The sequence below is a fragment of the Micromonospora sp. NPDC023633 genome, from assembly GCF_040640035.1.
Classification (GTDB): domain Bacteria; phylum Actinomycetota; class Actinomycetes; order Mycobacteriales; family Micromonosporaceae; genus Micromonospora.
In genome coordinates, this window is sequence record NZ_JBFABB010000143.1 from 1 (window position 1) to 15627 (window position 15627).

The window sequence follows — 15627 nt, forward strand, 5'->3', positions numbered from 1 at the left end:
CCCGCCGCGGCCCCGCCGCCGGTCCGCCGGCCGTCTCCGGCGCGGCCGGCGCTGTCGATCCGGCCGGCGCTCCCGGCGCGGCCGGTGCGGGCCTCGACGGGGCCGAAGACGGCGACCAGGGCGGCCAGCACCACGGCCAGCATCAGCACCCACGGCACCCGCCAGGCCAGCCAGGCCGCCGACCCCACCGGCGGGGTCGGCAGTTTCCCGGCCGCGTCCAGCGCGCCCACCAGCAGGATCGCGGCGGTCAGGTGCCAGAGGAAGACGGTGAGCACGACCGCGTTCACCGCGATCACCGCCTGCCAGGGACGGGAACGGCGCAGCCAGCGCTCGGCCGGGCCGCGCAGCAGCAGGATCAACCCGAACTGGGCGGCGGTCAGCGTGAGCAGGGCCAGGCTGGGCGGGGCGGCGTTGTCCAGGCGTTCGCCCGGCACGTTGAGCATGCTCACCGGGTACGGTCCGACGGTGGTCAGCAGCACCGTCGCGGCCAGCCCGCCCAGCAGCGTCGCCGCGCCCGCGCGGCGGGACAGCGGCAGCCGGCGTTCCCGCGCCCGGCTCCGCGCGACTGCGGGGCGCGCCGGGGCGCCCCGCGCGGGCGCGGCCCGTGGACCGGGGTGGGCGTCGTGACGCCCGGCGTCCGCGTCGCGCCAGGCGATGCCGAGCTGGTGCACGGCCAGCCAGCCGAAGACGTAGTTCGGCAGCGCCAGCTCGGCCGGGCCCAGCGCCCGCGCCACGTCGCCCGCGAGGACCAGCGCGGCCAGCGCCGACGGCACGAGCAGGCCGAAGCGTCGGTGCAGGGCGAGCATCGCCGGGGTCAGCGGCACCACGATCAGGTAGGCGGCGAGGAACCAGAGCGGGATCGTGGCGAACCAACCGACGGTACGCACCAGGCTCGCCTCGACGCCGACCAGCGACGCGAGCGCGGCGCCGCCGGCGATCACCAGCAGCAGCGCGCTCGTGGGGCGCAACAGCCGGGCGCCCCGGTCCAGCAGCCAGGCGGTGGCGTCGACGCCGGCGGCCCGGCGGGCGGTCAGCGAGGCGGCGTTGGCGTACCCGCCGACCAGGAAGAAGATCGGCATCACCTGGGCGACCCAGGTGAGCGGGTACGCCCACGGCAGGTCGGGCAGCGCCGAGCGCCCCGTCGGGCGGCCGGCGGCGTCCTCGCCGATCGCGGCGACCGCCCAGTGGCCGAGAACGACCATGCTGATGGCGAGCGCCCGGAGCAGGTCGACGTAACGTTGCCGACCAGCGGGGGTGCGCGCGGCGAGCTGCCGCAGGCGGCGCATGGCCCCGAGGGTACGCCAGGCGGCGACTGGCCGGTGCTGATAACGGTTCGGTCCCCGGGGGTTGAAGTCCGCGCCCTCCTGCCGTAGAAATTCTTCAGCAAGATATTGCGAACTGAAGACAAATTCCCCCTGCGCCTCGTGCGGCGGTCACCATCCCCCTTCCGGCGGCCGCCCGGACCGATCCGAGGAGAGACCATGAACAGGCGTGACATCCTGCGGCGTACCGCCGCCGCCGGCCTCCTGGCCACCCCCGCCGCCGGCCTGCTGGCCGGCTGCGCCACGGGCGGTGGTGGCGACGACAAGGGCGACGCCGGCACCCACAAGGGCACCAAAAGCGAGCAGAACCCGCTCGGTGTCAAGGAGGATGCGCCCCTCGAGGTGGTGATCTTCAACGGCGGCTTCGGCGAGGAGTACGCGAAGGCCCACGAGGCCATGTACACCGAGAAGTACCCGAAGGCGAAGATCAACCACTCGGCGACGCAGGAGATCAGCAAGACCCTCCAGCCGCGCTTCGTCGACGGCACCCCGCCGGACGTGGTCAACAACTCCGGCGCCGGCCAGATCGACTTCAACGGCCTGGTGTCGCAGAACGCCGTCGCCGACCTGAGCGAGCTGCTCGCCGCCCCGAGCCTCGACATCCCGGGCAAGACGGTCAAGGACACCCTGCTGCCGGGCGCGGTCGAGGTCGGCTCGTACGACGGCAAGTTCCTGGTGATGAACTACACCTACACCGTCTACGGCATCTGGCACTCCACCAAGCTCTTCACGGAGCGCAAGTGGGAGTACGCCAAGACCTGGGACGAGCACATCGCGCTGTGCAAGCAGATCAAGGCCGCCGGCATCGCCCCCTGGACGTACGCGGGCGCGCACCCGCGCTACATGAGCTGGCCGCTGATCTCCACCGCGATCAAGCTCGGTGGCCCGTCGGTCGCCACCGCGATCGACAACCTGGAGCCGAACGCCTGGAAGTCCGACGCGATGAAGACCGCGGCCGACGCCTGGCACCAGATCGTCAAGGACAAGTACATCCTCGAGGGCTCGCCCGGCCTCGACCACAAGCAGTCGCAGACCGCGTGGTGCCAGGGCAAGGCGGCCTTCATCTCCTGCGGTTCCTGGCTGGAGAGCGAGCAGAAGGACGTCACCCCGGCCGGCTTCAACATGACCATCCAGCCGACCCCGAGCCTGGGCAGCGGTGACAAGCTGCCGTTCGAGGCCGTCCGGGGCACCGCCGGCGAGCCGTTCATGGTCCCGGCGAAGGCCAAGAACGTCGCCGGTGGCCTGGAGTTCTTCCGGGTCATGCTCTCCAAGAAGGGCGCGCAGGACTTCACCAAGAAGGTCTCCAGCCTGACCGTGGTGGCCGGCGCGAGCGAGGGCGTCGAGCTGCCGTTCGGGCTGAGCACGGTGGTGAAGGCGCTGGACGCGTCCGGCAGCAACGGCTTCAACTGGGTCTACAACAACTACTACCGCAAGCTGGAGCGCAACCTGGTCGACGCCGCGTGCGGCGAGTTCTTCAGCGGGCGGATCGGCCCGGCGGAGTTCCTCGACCAGTGCCAGAAGGGCGCGGACTCGATCGCCCAGGACAGCTCGATCAAGAAGTACAAGCGGGCCGCCTGACATCCCGGCCGGTGGGCGGGGTGGACCACCCCGCCCACCGGGCCGCCGCTGAAGAGGTAGGACCTCATCGTGAGACATGGCAAGTACCCGCTGATCGTCACCTTCCTGGTGCCGCCGGTGCTGCTCTACGTCATCTTCGTCGTGTCGCCGTACCTGCAGGCGTTCCAGATCTCCACGACCGACTGGCTCGGCTACTCGCCCGACGCCAACTCCGTCGGGCTGGCGAACTTCAAGACGCTGTGGAACGACGACTACGTCTGGAACGCGTTGAAGAACAACGCGATCCTGCTGGCGCTGGTTCCGGTGCTGACGATCGTGCTGGGCCTCTTCTTCGCCACCATGCTCAACATGGGCGGCCGGAAGGGGCGGGCGGGGGTCAGCGGGGTGCGCGGCTCGTCGTTCTACCGCACGGTCTACTTCTTCCCCCAGGTGCTCTCCGTCGTGATCATCGCGCTGCTCTGGAAGGAGGTCTACCACCCGAACAAGGGCCTGCTCACCAGCGCCCTGAACAGCGTCGGCCTCGCCGCGCCCACCTGGCTCGGCGACCCGCGGACCGCCTTCTGGTGCGTCCTCGCCGTGATGATCTGGAGCAACGTCGGCTTCTACGTGGTGCTCTTCGGCGCGGCCATGTCGGCCATCCCCAAGGAGATCTACGAGGCGGTCATGCTCGACGGCGCCTCCCGGCTGACCACGCTGCGCAAGGTGACCATCCCGCTGCTCTGGGACACCGTCCAGGTCGCCTGGGTCTACCTGGCCATCTTCGCCCTCGACGGGTTCATCCTGGTGCAGCTGATGACCAACGGCGGCCCCAACTTCTCCACCGACGTCATCGGCGTGCGGATGTACGACACGGCGTTCGGCAGCGAGACCAAGTTCGGCTACGCCTCGGCGATCGGCGTGGTGATGTTCTTCCTGACCCTCACGGTGGCGGTGCTGGCGCTGCGGGCCAGCAAGCGAGACAGGATCGAGTACTCGTGACGACTCTGGACAAGCCCGCCCCCGTGGCGCTGCCCGCCGAGCCCGCCGGCCCCGCCGACCGCCCGGTACGCCGCGAGCTCGGCGTCGCCAACGTGCTGTCGCACGGCTTCCTGCTGTTCTGGGGCGCGCTGACCGTACTGCCGCTGCTCTGGATGTTCATCAGCTCGTTCAAGAGCAACGCGGAGATCCTGGCCGACCCGTGGGCGCTCCCCGGCGCGCTGCGCTTCGACAACTGGTCCCGCGCCTGGAGCGGGGCGCACATCGGCCAGTACTTCCTCAACAGCCTGGTGGTGGTCGCCGGCTCGGTCACCCTCACCATGCTGATGGGCGCCACCGCCGCGTACGTCTTCGCCCGCTACGAGTTCCGGGGCAAGCAGGTCGTCTACTACCTGTTCGTCGGCGGGCTGATGTTCCCCGTCTTCCTCGCCCTGGTGCCGCTGTTCTTCGTGGTGCGCAACGCCGGGCTCTTCGGCACCTGGACCGGGCTGATCCTGGTCTACGCGGCCTACTCGCTGCCGTTCACGGTGTTCTTCCTGACCGCCTTCTTCCGTACCCTGCCCACCGCCGTCGCGGAGGCGGCCCTGGTCGACGGCTGTGGTCACTTCCGGCTCTTCTTCCAGGTGATGCTGCCGATGGCGCGTCCGGGACTGATCAGCGTCGCGATCTTCAACTTCCTCAGCCACTGGAACCAGTTCCTGCTGCCCCAGGTGCTCATGCAGGGCGACGAGTCCAAGTGGGTGCTCGCCCAGGGGCTCGCCGCGCTCTCGGTCAACCAGGGCTACGCCGGCGACTACGCGCAACTCTTCGCCGGCCTCACGATCGCGGTGGTCCCCGTGCTGCTGGTCTACATCCTCTTCCAGCGCCAGGTCCAGTCCGGCCTGACCGCCGGCCAGCTCAAGTAGCCGCGTCCGTTACCGATCATCGGGGTCGGGCGGCGGGCACGGCTCGCTCCGGGCGGCGCGAGCGGCTCGCCCGTCTCGTCGCCTGACCGTCTGTGATCGACGGGCAGGGAGGGCGGCGGGTGGGTCGCACTCGCTGTCGAGTTGCCCCATCCATAGGACCACCACGCCGTCTGTAGGACCACCACCCCGTGCTGGCGCCGGAGTGCACTCCCGGACCCGCTGCGCAGAAGCGCGTGGGCATCTCCTCCGCACCCGCTTCGAACGCCACTGGGGTGACCGGTCGTGCTGGTGGCGGCTGCCGGCCAGGGACGTCCTGTCCGCCTGGCGCGGATCTCGTGGCCGCGCAGATAGGGCGGGTGCGTGTCGCTCCTGCCTCTGGGACGGCCCGCCCGCGCCCGTGGCGAACGAGGTTGCACACCCCGGAACGGCCCGGCGACGGTGTGAAGGAGTCGCGCTGGTCGGGCTGATCCGGCTGCTCGCGACGGTGGTCTCATAGATGGGGCAGCTCGACAGCGACCGCGCACCCGTGTCGCGGCACTCTCGTCCCGCAGATTGACGGCCTCGCCGCCTTACCGATCCCGGACCCGCCAATCCAGGCCCGCCGATCCCAGACCCATCGCGCCCCAGACCGGCCCGCGCCCCAGACCGGCCCGCGCCCCAGTTCGGCCCGCGCCCCCAGACCGGCCCGTGCCCCAGGGCCGCCGCGTTCCAAAGCCGCCGCGCTCCCACAGGCGCCGTGACCGAGCCGGGCTGGGATGGGCGTCGGCGCCGGTCAGGTGGTCGGTGGCACCAGGAGGGCATGCAGGGCGACCGGGTCGGCCACCTCGGGCAGGTCGCGGGCGGCGAGCCAGGCCGCGGCGGCGGCGCCGTCGCCGGCGCTGTGCAGCGGCGCGTCGGGCCACCTCCGGCCGACCTCCGCCCGGACCGCCGCGGCGAGCGGGGTGTCGCCGGTCAGCAGGCCGCCGCCGAGCACGATCGGGGAGGCGTCGCCGGCCGGGCGGATCCGCGCCGCGCTCCGCGCCAGGTGCGTGGCGGCCTCGTCGATCAGCCCGCCGGCCACCGGCTCGCCGTCGACGGCGGCGGCGACCACGAGGGGCGCGAGCCGGGCCAGTTCCACGGGGGGCCGCCGGGTCACCGCCTGGACCAGGGCGTCGACGGTGTCCCGGGGTCGGGCCGCCACCTCGGCGGAGCCCAGCAGCTCGGTGAGCACCCCGGTCGCCAGCCGGCCCGGCGCGTGCCCCCGGTCGAGGTCGGCGAGCAGCCGGCGGACCGCCTCCCGGCCCAGCCAGAAGCCCGAGCCCGCGTCGCCGAGCAGCCAGCCGTGACCGTCGGCGACCCGGTCCAGCCGTAGCTCGCGGACGCCGGCGGCGATCGCCCCGGTGCCGGCGATGAGCACCGTGCCGTCGGGGCTCGCGGTGCCCGAGGCGTACGCGACCAGCGCGTCGCCGTGCACCGCGTACGGGCAGCGCAGGCCGGCGTCGCGCCAGGCCCGGTCGAAGGCGTCCCGGCCGGCCGGGTCCGCGAGCAGTCGGCCCGCCCCGGCCAGCCCGATCGTGCCGCCGCGCACCCGGGCGGGATCGACGTCGGTGAGCGCCTCCCGCAGGGCGGCCAGGAGCTCGCCGGCGGCCCGCTCGGCGCCGTGGCTGGTGGGGTTGCCGCCGCCCGCCCGTCCGCTGCCCAGCCGCCGCCCGTCCAGGGCCAGGGCGGTCGCCCGGGTGGACGTACCCCCGACGTCGAGACCGACCACGACGCTGTCGGACATCCGCACCCACCCCTCCGATCGACGCCGCATTCATGCTGGTCGGCCCGGCGGCGGCGGGCAAGGGGCGGACGGGTTCCCGGGCTGTGCGCCAGGTAACAGTTTGAAAACTTCGCCCACAGCCTTGACACGGAGGGGCTTTCAGTAAGAACTTTTACCACTAACAGTTAACAGTCTTTTCGGAAAGGTGCCCCATGGTTGATCACGAGGTGGACACCTCCGCGGGGACCGCGGTGGTCGACGCCGGCGCGGTCGACCGGCGGGGGGCGCTCGGGATCGGCTCCGAAGGCGTGCTGGCGCGGGTCCGGGCCGGCGCGGGTGAGCTGACGGGGGCACTGCGCCGCGTCGCCGAGCACGTGCTCAGCGACCCCGAGGCCGCCGCCCGGGCGACGATCGTGGAGCTGGCCGAGCGCAGCGGCACCTCCCCGGCGACGATCACCCGGTTCTGCCGGGCGATGGGCTTCGAGGGCTACGCCGACCTGCGACTCGGCATCGCCGCGGAGACCGGCCGGGCCCGCTCGGCGGGCTGGACCGTCGACATCGGACGCGAGATCCAGCCGAGCGACCCCCTCTCCCGGGTGCTCGACCAGATCATGGCCGCCGACACCCGCGCGATGCACGACACCGCCGCGCTGCTCGACCTCGCCGAGGTGGAACGGGCCGCCGTCGCCATCGCCGGGGCGTCCCGGGTGAACATCTTCGGGGCCAGCGGCAGCGCCCTGGTCGGCGAGGAGATGCAGTTCAGCCTGCACCGCATCGGGGTGGCGGCCTGGGCCTGGAACGACGTGCACGAGGGCCTCGCCAGCGCGGCCCTGCTGCGCCAGGGCGACGTGGCGCTCGGCATCTCGCACACCGGCCAGACCCGGGAGACCATCGAGATGCTCGCCGAGGCGGGCAGCCGGGGCGCGACCACCGTGGCGCTGACCGGGTTCCCGCGCTCGCAGCTGGCCGAGCTGGCCGACATCGTGCTGCTCACCGCCAGCCAGGCCACCACCTTCCGCCCCGACGCGCTGTCCGCCCGGCACCCGCAGCTGGTCGTGCTCGACCTGCTCTACATCGCCGTCGCCCAGCGCACCCACGACCGCGCCCACGCGGCCTTCCGGCGTACCGCCCAGGCCGTCGACGGGCACAAGGCCGCGAAGGGGGCCACCGCATGATCAGCGCCCAGGGGTACGCCGACGCCGTCCGGCCGGTGCTCGACCGCCTCGTCGACGCCAGCGCCGACGGGATCGGCGCCGCCGCCGACCTGATCACCGCCAGCCTGCGCGCCGGCGGGGTGCTCCAGGCGTTCGGCGCCGGCCACTCCGAGGCGTTCGCCGCGGAGCTGGTCGCCCGGGCCGGCGGCCTGGTGCCCACCAACCGGCTCTCCCTGCACGACCTGGTGCTGCACGGCGACGCCCCGCGCGACGTGCTCGCCGACCCGAAGCTGGAGCGCGACCCCGCCGTCGCCCACCAGCTCTACGCGCTGGCGGCCCCGCAGCCGCGGGACGTGTTCGTGGTGGCGTCCCAGTCCGGCATCAACGGCTCGGTGGTCGAGCTGGCGACGCTGGTCACCGGCCGCGGCCACCCGCTGATCGCGGTCACCTCGGTCGCGCACACCGCACGGGTCGCCCCGCGGCACCCGTCCGGGCGGCGCCTCGCCGACCTCGCCGACGTCGTGCTGGACAACGGCGCGCCGTACGGCGACGCACTGCTGCCGCTCGAGGGCGGCGGCGCGGTCTGTGCGGTCTCCTCGGTCACCGCGGCGCTGCTGGCGCAGCTGCTGACCGCCGAGGTCGTACGACGGTTCCACCAGGCCGGGGAGGTACCCCCTATCTACCTCTCCGCCAACGTCCCCGGCGGGGACGAGCACAACCACGCCCTCGAGTCGCGGTACGCCGGGCGCCTCCGGCGGACCGCCTGACCCGAACACCACAAGGAGAGACGACGATGTCGATTACCCCCGACAACCCGGCCGACCTGAGCCGCCGGACCGTGCTGCGTCGGGCCGCCGCGGTGGGCCTGCTCGCCACCCCGGCCGCCGGCCTGCTGAGCGCCTGCGCGACCAGCGGCGGCGACGAGAAGAACGAGCAGGTCGCCGGCGGCACCAAGAGCGCCACCAACCCGCTCGGCGTCGCCGAGGACGCGCCGATCGAGGTGGTCATCTTCAACGGTGGCTACGGCGAGAAGTACGCCACCGACGTGCACCAGCCGCTGTACAAGAAGGCGTTCCCGAAGGCCGAGATCAAGCACCAGTCGACCCAGGCCGTGTCCACGGTGCTCCAGCCGCGGTTCGCCTCGGGCAACCCGCCGGAGTTCGTCAACAACTCCGGCGAGAAGCTGATCGACTTCGGCTCCCTGGTCGCCGACGGCCAGCTGATGGACCTCACCGAGCTGTGGGACGCCCCGTCGGTCGACGACCCCAACAAGAAGGTCCGCGACACCGTGGTGCCGGGCACCGTCGAGGCCGGTTCGTTCAACGGCAAGCCGTACGTCCTGTACTACGTCTCCACCGTCTTCGGCATCTGGTACTCGGGCAAGCTGTTCAAGGACAACGGCTGGGCGCCGGCGAAGAACTGGTCGGAGTTCACCGCCCTGCTCGACCAGATCAAGGCCAAGGGCATCACCCCGTACGGCTACGCCGGGGCGAACGCCGCGTACTACCAGTGGAACGTGATCCTCACCCACGCGGCGAAGATCGGCGGCACGGACGTGCTGAAGAACATCGACAACCTGGAGGACGGCGCCTGGCAGCAGGACGCGGTCAAGCAGGCCGCCGAGGCGTGGGCCGAGATCGGCGCCAAGTACGTCGACAAGAGCTTCGAGGGGCTCAAGCACACCGACGTGCAGCTGCGCCAGAACCAGTACAAGCTGGCCTTCTACCCCAGCGGGGACTGGCTGGAGGGCGAGCAGAAGAAGGACACGCCGTCCGGCTTCGAGTACCAGCTAATGCCGGTGCCGAGCCTGTCCGCCTCGGACAAGCTGCCGGGCACGGCGCTGCGGGCGACCGCGGGTGAGGGCTACTTCGTCTCGGCCAAGAGCAAGAACCCCAAGGGCGGCCTGGAGTACATGCGCCAGATGCTCTCGGTGGCCGGCGCGAAGGGCTTCACCGAGGTGGTCAAGGCCCCGACGGTGGTCACCGCCGGCTCGGAGGGCTACGCCTTCCCGCCCGGCGTGGCCAGCTCGCAGAAGGCGCTCAAGGCCGCCGGCCAGGACGTGTTCAACCTGTACTTCGACGGCTGGTACAAGGAGCTCGACACGGAGGCCCGCACGGCCACCAACGAGCTCATGTTCGGCCGGATCAAGGCGGACGCCTTCGTGGAGCGGATCCAGAAGCGCGCCGACGCGATCAAGAAGGACAGCTCCATCGCCAAGTTCAAGCGCTGATCGGAGCGTGAGGTCATGCGGCACGGCAAGTATCCGTTCGTGATCGGGTTCCTCTTCGTCCCGGTCACGCTGTACGTGGTCTTCGTCATCGCGCCGTACGCGCAGGCGTTCCAGATCTCGATGACCAACTGGCGAGGGCTCTCGGCCCCGCAGTGGGTGGGCTTCGACAACTTCCGGAGGTTGTTCGACGACGACAACTTCTGGAAGGCGGTCCAGCACCACGGCGTACTGCTGCTTGCCCTGCCGCTGATCACCATCGCCATCGCGCTGTTCTTCTCGTTCCTGCTCAACGTGGGCGGCAAGAGCAGCGGCGGGCAACGCCAGGGGGTCTGGGGGTCGAAGTTCTACCGGGTGGTGTTCTTCTTCCCCCAGGTCCTGGCGGTGGCCATCATCGCGGTGCTGTTCCAGATGGTCTACCGGCCGAACGAGTCCGGCCTGATCAACGGCGTGCTGATGAAGCTCGGCTTCGACCCGGTGCTCTTCCTGGTCCGGCCGAACCTGGCGCTCTGGTCGATCATCGGCGTGCTGGTCTGGCAGGCGGTCGGCTTCTACGTGGTGCTCTTCTCGGCGGGCATGGCCTCCATCCCCGGCGAGATCTACGAGGCCGCCGAGGTGGACGGGGCGAGCCGGGTGACGCTCTTCTTCCGGGTCACCCTGCCGCTGCTCTGGGACACCCTCCAGGTCGCCTGGGTCTACCTGGGCATCGCCGCGTTCGACGCGTTCGCCATCGTCTCGGTGCTCTCGGTGGACGGCGGCGGCCCGGACGGCGCCACCACCGTGCTGGCGATGGAGATCTACCGCAACGCCTTCGTCTACTCGAAGTACGGCTACGCCTCGGCCATGGGCGTGGCGCTGTTCTTCCTCACCCTCACGTTCGCGGCGTTGACGCTGCGGCTGACCAAGCGGGAAAGCGTGGAGTACTGATGAACCCGCAGACGACGCTGCCGCCGACACCGGCGGCGCTACCGCCGAAGACCGTCAAGCCGGGCACCGCGGGTGGGCGCGGAGGCAGGGGCCGACGCTCGGAGGTACGGCTTCTCGCCAACCTCGGGCACGTGGCGCTCGCGGTCTGGGCGGTGATCGTGATCGTGCCGATCCTCTGGACGTTCCTCGCCTCGTTCAAGAACACCACGGAGATCTTCAGCAGCCCGTGGACCCTGCCGGGCGAGCTGCGGTTCGAGAACTACGCCCGGGCGTGGAACAAGGCGAACGTCGGGCGCTACTTCCTGAACAGCGTGATCGTGGTGACGTGCAGCACCTTCGGCACCATGCTGCTCGGCTCGATGGCCGCGTACGTGCTGGCCCGCTACAAGTTCTGGGGCAACCGGGCGATCTACTACCTGTTCGTCTCGGGGCTGGCCTTCCCGGTCTTCCTCGCCCTGGTGCCGCTCTTCTTCGTGGTGAAGAACCTGGGGCTGCTGGACACCCACACCGGGGTGGTGCTGGTCTACATCGCCTACTCGCTGCCGTTCACGGTGTTCTTCCTGGCCGCGTTCTTCAAGACGCTGCCGTCGTCGGTCGCCGAGGCGGGGATGATCGACGGCTGCTCGCACACCCGGCTCTTCTTCCAGGTCATGATGCCGATGGCGAAGCCGGGCCTGATCAGCGTCGGCATCTTCAACATCATCGGCCAGTGGGGGCAGTACCAGCTGCCGCTCGTGCTGCTCTCCAACGCCAAGGACAAGTGGGTGCTCACCCAGGGCATCGCGGACATCTCGGTGAACGCCGGCTACGAGGCGGACTGGTCCGGCCTCTTCGCCGCCCTGACCATCGCCATCCTCCCGATGATCGTCGTGTACGCGATCTTCCAGCGCCAGATCCAGTCCGGCCTCACCTCCGGCGCGGTGAAGTGACCCGGTCGGGTCATGGATGCCAGGAGCGCCACAGGGCGGCGTACGGGCCGCCGGCCCGGACGAGCTCGTCGTGACTGCCGAGTTCGGTGATCCGGCCCCCCTCCAGCACCGCCACCCGGTCGGCGTCGTGGGCGGTGTTGAGGCGGTGCGCGATCGCGATGACGGTCCGCCCGGTGAGCAGGGCGGCCAGGGCCCGCTCGGTGCGCCGGGCGGTGGTCGGGTCGAGAGCGGCGGTCGCCTCGTCGAGGATCAGCGTGTGCGGGTCGGCGAGCACCAGCCGGGCCAGCGCGAGCTGCTGGGCCTCGGCCGCCCCGAGCTGGTGCGCCCCGTCGCCGAGGAGGGTGTCGAGGCCGTCGGGCAGGCGGGCGTACCAGTCGGCGCCCACCGTGGCCAACGCCGCGCGCATCCGGTCGTCGGAGGCGTCCGGGGCGGCGAACGCGAGGTTGTCGCGTAGCGAGCCGATGAAGACGTGGTGCTCCTGGGTGACCAGGGCGATGCGCCGCCGGCGCTCGGCCGGGTCCAGGTCGGTCACCGGGCAGCCGCCGACGCTGACGACCCCCTCCCGGGGCGCGTCGATGCCGGCGAGCAGCCGCGCCAGGGTGGACTTCCCGGCCCCCGACGGCCCGACGAGCGCCAACCGCTCGCCGGGCCGCACCTGGAGGTCGATGCCGTGCAGCACGTCGGGTCCGCCGCCGTACGCGAACCGGGCTCCCCGGACGACCAGCCGCTCGTCCACCGGCGCGGCGGCCCGGCCGGGCTGCTCCGGCGGCACCTGGCCGACGCCGAGCACCCGGGCGAACGAGGCGAAGCCGCGCTGCGCCTGCTCCGTCCATTGGAGGATCCGGTCCAGCGGCTCGATCGCCTGTTGCAGGAAGAGCGTGGCGGTGACCACCGCGCCGAGGGACACCTCGCCCCGCGTGAGCAGGAGCCCACCGACCAGCAGCAGCGCGGCCACGGGCAGCGGGTAGCTGGCCTCCACCACGGTGAAGAACACGGTGCGCAGCGCCAGGGTCGCCCGCCGGGCGGCCCAGACCCGGGCGATGCGCGCGGTGCCGTGCCCGATCCGTTCGTCGGCGAGGCGGAACGCCTCGACCGTACGGGCGCCCTCCGCGGTGGTCGTCAGCGTCTCCGTCAGCTCGGCGGCGGCCGCCCCCTCGGCCAGGTACGCCGGGCTGGCGCGCCGCAGGTACCACCGGGTCACCAGCGCGATCGTCGGCAGCCCGGCGAGCGCGGCCAGCCCGAGCAGCGGGTGCAGCAGGAACACCGCCCCGAACAGCAGTGTCAGCTGCACCGAGGCGACGACGATGGTGGGCACCACGTCCCGGACGGTGGTGCCCACCGTCGCCACGTCGACCGAGCTGCGGGTCGCCAGGTCCCCGGAGCCGGCGCGCTCGACGACGCCGACGGGCAGGTTCAGCGTCCGCTCGACGAACTCCTCGCGCAGCCGGGCCACGGCGCGCTCGCCGAAGCGGTGGCCGGCGTAGCGCGCGTACCGCGACAGCAGCGCCTGGACCAGCACGGCCGCGCCGATCGCCAGGGCGAGCCGGTCGACGGTGGCGACGCCGGCCCCGGCGGACACCCGGTCGACGATGGTGCCGAGCAGCCACGGCGGGGCGAGCCCGGCGACCGTCGCGGTCGCGTGCAGCGCCAGCACGACCGCGACGGCGCGCCGGTCCCGGGCGATCAGCTGGCGCGTCGCCCGGCGCACGGTGGCCCGGTCGGCGACCGGCAGCCCGCTCACCGCAGCGCCTGCTCGGCGTCGGCGTCGCCTCGGGCCACGAGCCGGCGGTAGCCCGGGTCCCGATCGAGCAGGTCGGCGTGGGTGCCGGTGGCGGTGACCCGCCCCGCGACCAGGTGCGCGACCTCGTCGGCCCGTCCCAGCAGCAGTGGCGAGGTGGTGAGCACGACGGTGGTCCGTCCGGCCCGCGCGCGGCGCAGCCGCTCGGCGATCCGCGCCTCGGTGTGCGCGTCCACCGCCGAGGTCGGCTCGACGAGGATCAGCACCTCCGGCTCGGCGAGCAACGCCCGGGCCAGCCGGACCCGTTGCCGCTGGCCGCCGGAGAGGGAGCGGGCGCGGGTGTCCAGCGGGGTGTCGAGCCCGCGCGGCAGGGCGTCGACGACGTCCTCGGCCGACGCGTCGTGCAGGGCGGAGGCGAACCGCTCGCGGTCGCCGTCGGGCCGGGCCCCGCGCAGCACCTCCCGCAGCGTCCCGGCGAACAGGTAGGCGTCGTGGTCGGCGACCAGGATGCGGGCCCGCACCTGCTCCAGTCCGACGCCGGTCAGCGGCACGCCGCCCCAGGTGGCGTCGCTGACGGTGTACCGGCCGAGCCGGTCGGCCAGCGCGAGGGCGTCCGCCGGGTCGGCGGCGGCCACCGCGGTGAGGCGGCCGGCCGGGACGGTCAGCCCGCTCGACGGGTCGTGCAGGTCGGCGGGACCGACGGGGGCCGCGACCGGGCCGGCGGGGACCGGGCCGGCGGGGACCGGGCCGGCGGGGACCGGGCCGGCGGGGACCGCCGGCTGCCGGCTGCCGGGAACCGTCGCCGCGCCGGCGCGGGCCGGCGTGTCGCGTGGCCCGCCGACGTCGTCCGGCGTGATGGCGAGCAGGGCGACGATCCGGCGGGCCGCGACCCGGCCCCGGATCAGCTGGTGGCCGCCCTCCAGCAGGAACCAGACCGGCACGACGAGTGTCGCGACGTAGCCGTAGACCGCGACCAGCTCCCCGACGCTGATGTCGCCGGTGACCGTCATCCGGGCCGACAGCCACACCACCGCCGCGAGGAACAGCCCGGGGACGGCCACCGTCGCCGCGTCGATCCAGCTGTTCACGGCGCCGACCCGGTACCCCTCGGCGAGCAGGTCGCGGGAGCGGGCCGCGTACCGGCGGGCGAACAGGCCCCGGCCACCCACCCCGGCGAGCACCCGCAGTCCGGCCACGATGTCGCCCGACCGGGCGGTCAGCTCACCCTGCTGCTGCCGGTAGACCGACTCCGCCCGCTCCAGCCGGCGCAGCAGGGGAGCGACGACCAGGACGACCGACGGCACGCCCACCAGCACGCAGAGCGCGAGCAGGGGCGAGATCGACCAGAGCACGACGGCGACGACCAGGTACGCGACGACCGCGCCGACGCCGGGCCCGGTCACCGTCATCACCAGCGCCGCCCGGTCGATGTCGGTGCCGCCGACCGTGGCCACCTCGCCCGCCGCGGCCCGGCGCGGCAGCACGGCGCCGACCCGGGACAGCTGGCGGAGCACCACGGCGGCGGAGCGCGCCTTCGCGTCCTCCCGGATGAAGGTCATCGTGCGGTGCCGCATGATGCCCAGCCAGGACAGCCCGACGCCGGCGACGACGATCGCCGCCGCCCACAGGGCCAGGACCCGGGTGTCGCCGGTGCGCAGTCCGTCGTCGACGGCGCGGGAGATCAGGTAGGGCCGGACCGACAGGCCGGTCATCCAGGCCGTGCCGAGCAGGCTGCCGCGCAGCACCCGCCACGGCTGGCAGCGGACCAGCCACCACAGGTACCGCAGTGGCCCCCTGGTGTCTCCAGTGCCGGGCTCGGGATGGGGGATACGTGGTGGCACCGGCCCACGCTACCGAGCCGGGGCACCGCCGCACCGCCCCGTTCCCACCGCCTGCCGCCGTGTCGTCGCCGCCGGTCGCGGCCGACCCGCCCGGCCCGGGGGCGCGACGGCGGTTGGTGGGTGAAGTGTCGCAGGGGCGAGGCAGAATCACGTCCGTGCTGGTGGCGGTGGTCTCGGACGAGCGGGGTGGGGGAGCGCTGCGGCCCCTCGACGCCGCCGGGCGCCCGGCCGGCCCGGTGCAGCCGGTCGCCGACCTGGCCGCCGCCGTCGCGGCGCGCGAGGCGGCGGAC

Annotated in this window: 12 protein-coding genes; 8 read left to right on the plus strand and 4 right to left on the minus strand. The window is 72.7% G+C overall.

What is annotated here, in order from left to right:
- On the minus strand, positions 1–1286 hold a 1286-nt coding region (locus AB0G13_RS29830), incomplete at its 3' end, for an acyltransferase (RefSeq protein ID WP_357881391.1).
- 195 nt (positions 1287–1481) lie between these two features.
- Here AB0G13_RS29830 and ngcE (AB0G13_RS29835) point away from each other — a divergent pair.
- From ngcE (AB0G13_RS29835) to AB0G13_RS29845, 3 genes are all read left to right on the plus strand, one after another.
- Positions 1482–2900, plus strand: coding sequence for an N-acetylglucosamine/diacetylchitobiose ABC transporter substrate-binding protein (gene ngcE / locus AB0G13_RS29835; RefSeq protein WP_357881394.1), 1419 nt, complete (start codon positions 1482–1484; stop codon positions 2898–2900).
- 69 nt (positions 2901–2969) lie between these two features.
- Positions 2970–3878, plus strand: coding sequence for a sugar ABC transporter permease (locus AB0G13_RS29840; RefSeq protein ID WP_357881397.1), 909 nt, complete (start codon positions 2970–2972; stop codon positions 3876–3878).
- A 152-nt stretch (positions 3879–4030) separates the two neighbouring features.
- Positions 4031–4780, plus strand: a complete 750-nt coding sequence (locus tag AB0G13_RS29845; protein ID WP_357881423.1) for a carbohydrate ABC transporter permease — start codon at positions 4031–4033, stop codon at positions 4778–4780.
- 772 nt (positions 4781–5552) lie between these two features.
- On the opposite strand, the gene AB0G13_RS29850 is transcribed toward AB0G13_RS29845, so the two are convergent.
- The gene (locus AB0G13_RS29850) at positions 5553–6542 is read right to left on the minus strand and encodes a BadF/BadG/BcrA/BcrD ATPase family protein (RefSeq protein WP_357881400.1); all 990 of its coding nucleotides are present in this window, start codon (positions 6540–6542) and stop codon (positions 5553–5555) included.
- A 191-nt stretch (positions 6543–6733) separates the two neighbouring features.
- On the opposite strand from AB0G13_RS29850, the gene AB0G13_RS29855 reads away from it, so the two are divergent.
- From AB0G13_RS29855 to AB0G13_RS29875, 5 genes are read left to right on the plus strand one after another with little or no spacing between them, the layout of a single operon-like run.
- Positions 6734–7696 carry a MurR/RpiR family transcriptional regulator gene (locus tag AB0G13_RS29855; RefSeq protein WP_357881403.1) on the plus strand — a complete coding sequence of 321 codons (963 nt, stop codon included), beginning with the start codon at positions 6734–6736 and terminating at the stop codon, positions 7694–7696.
- A complete protein-coding gene (locus AB0G13_RS29860) occupies positions 7693–8442 on the plus strand; it encodes an SIS domain-containing protein (RefSeq protein ID WP_357881406.1) in 750 nt (249 codons plus the stop codon). The genes AB0G13_RS29855 and AB0G13_RS29860 overlap by 4 nt, the downstream gene beginning before the upstream one ends.
- Positions 8443–8468: 26 nt before the next feature.
- The gene (gene ngcE / locus AB0G13_RS29865; RefSeq protein ID WP_357881409.1) at positions 8469–9905 is read left to right on the plus strand and encodes an N-acetylglucosamine/diacetylchitobiose ABC transporter substrate-binding protein; all 1437 of its coding nucleotides are present in this window, start codon (positions 8469–8471) and stop codon (positions 9903–9905) included.
- A gap of 15 nt (positions 9906–9920) precedes the next feature.
- Positions 9921–10829 carry a sugar ABC transporter permease gene (locus tag AB0G13_RS29870; RefSeq protein WP_334606514.1) on the plus strand — a complete coding sequence of 303 codons (909 nt, stop codon included), beginning with the start codon at positions 9921–9923 and terminating at the stop codon, positions 10827–10829.
- Entirely contained in the window at positions 10829–11758 is a 930-nt protein-coding gene (locus AB0G13_RS29875; protein ID WP_357881413.1) for a carbohydrate ABC transporter permease, read from the plus strand. Before AB0G13_RS29870 ends, AB0G13_RS29875 begins: the two co-directional genes overlap by 1 nt.
- Before the next feature lie 10 nt (positions 11759–11768).
- On the opposite strand, the gene AB0G13_RS29880 is transcribed toward AB0G13_RS29875, so the two are convergent.
- Positions 11769–13499 carry an ABC transporter ATP-binding protein gene (locus tag AB0G13_RS29880; RefSeq protein ID WP_357881416.1) on the minus strand — a complete coding sequence of 577 codons (1731 nt, stop codon included), beginning with the start codon at positions 13497–13499 and terminating at the stop codon, positions 11769–11771.
- A complete protein-coding gene (locus AB0G13_RS29885) occupies positions 13496–15337 on the minus strand; it encodes an ABC transporter ATP-binding protein (RefSeq protein WP_357881419.1) in 1842 nt (613 codons plus the stop codon). The genes AB0G13_RS29880 and AB0G13_RS29885 overlap by 4 nt, the downstream gene beginning before the upstream one ends.
- Between the last annotated feature and the right edge of the window lie 290 nt (positions 15338–15627).

Bases quoted from the DNA above. Each gene is read 5' to 3' on its own strand.
- AB0G13_RS29855 (WP_357881403.1), top strand. From the start codon at position 6,734: ATGGTTGATCACGAGGTGGACACCTCCGCGGGGACCGCGGTGGTCGAC.
- AB0G13_RS29875 (WP_357881413.1), top strand. From the start codon at position 10,829: ATGAACCCGCAGACGACGCTGCCGCCGACACCGGCGGCGCTACCGCCG.
- AB0G13_RS29860 (WP_357881406.1), top strand. From the start codon at position 7,693: ATGATCAGCGCCCAGGGGTACGCCGACGCCGTCCGGCCGGTGCTCGAC.
- AB0G13_RS29850 (WP_357881400.1), bottom strand. From the start codon at position 6,542: ATGTCCGACAGCGTCGTGGTCGGTCTCGACGTCGGGGGTACGTCCACC.
- ngcE (WP_357881409.1), top strand. From the start codon at position 8,469: ATGTCGATTACCCCCGACAACCCGGCCGACCTGAGCCGCCGGACCGTG.
- AB0G13_RS29845 (WP_357881423.1), top strand. From the start codon at position 4,031: ATGTTCATCAGCTCGTTCAAGAGCAACGCGGAGATCCTGGCCGACCCG.
- AB0G13_RS29870 (WP_334606514.1), top strand. From the start codon at position 9,921: ATGCGGCACGGCAAGTATCCGTTCGTGATCGGGTTCCTCTTCGTCCCG.
- ngcE (WP_357881394.1), top strand. From the start codon at position 1,482: ATGAACAGGCGTGACATCCTGCGGCGTACCGCCGCCGCCGGCCTCCTG.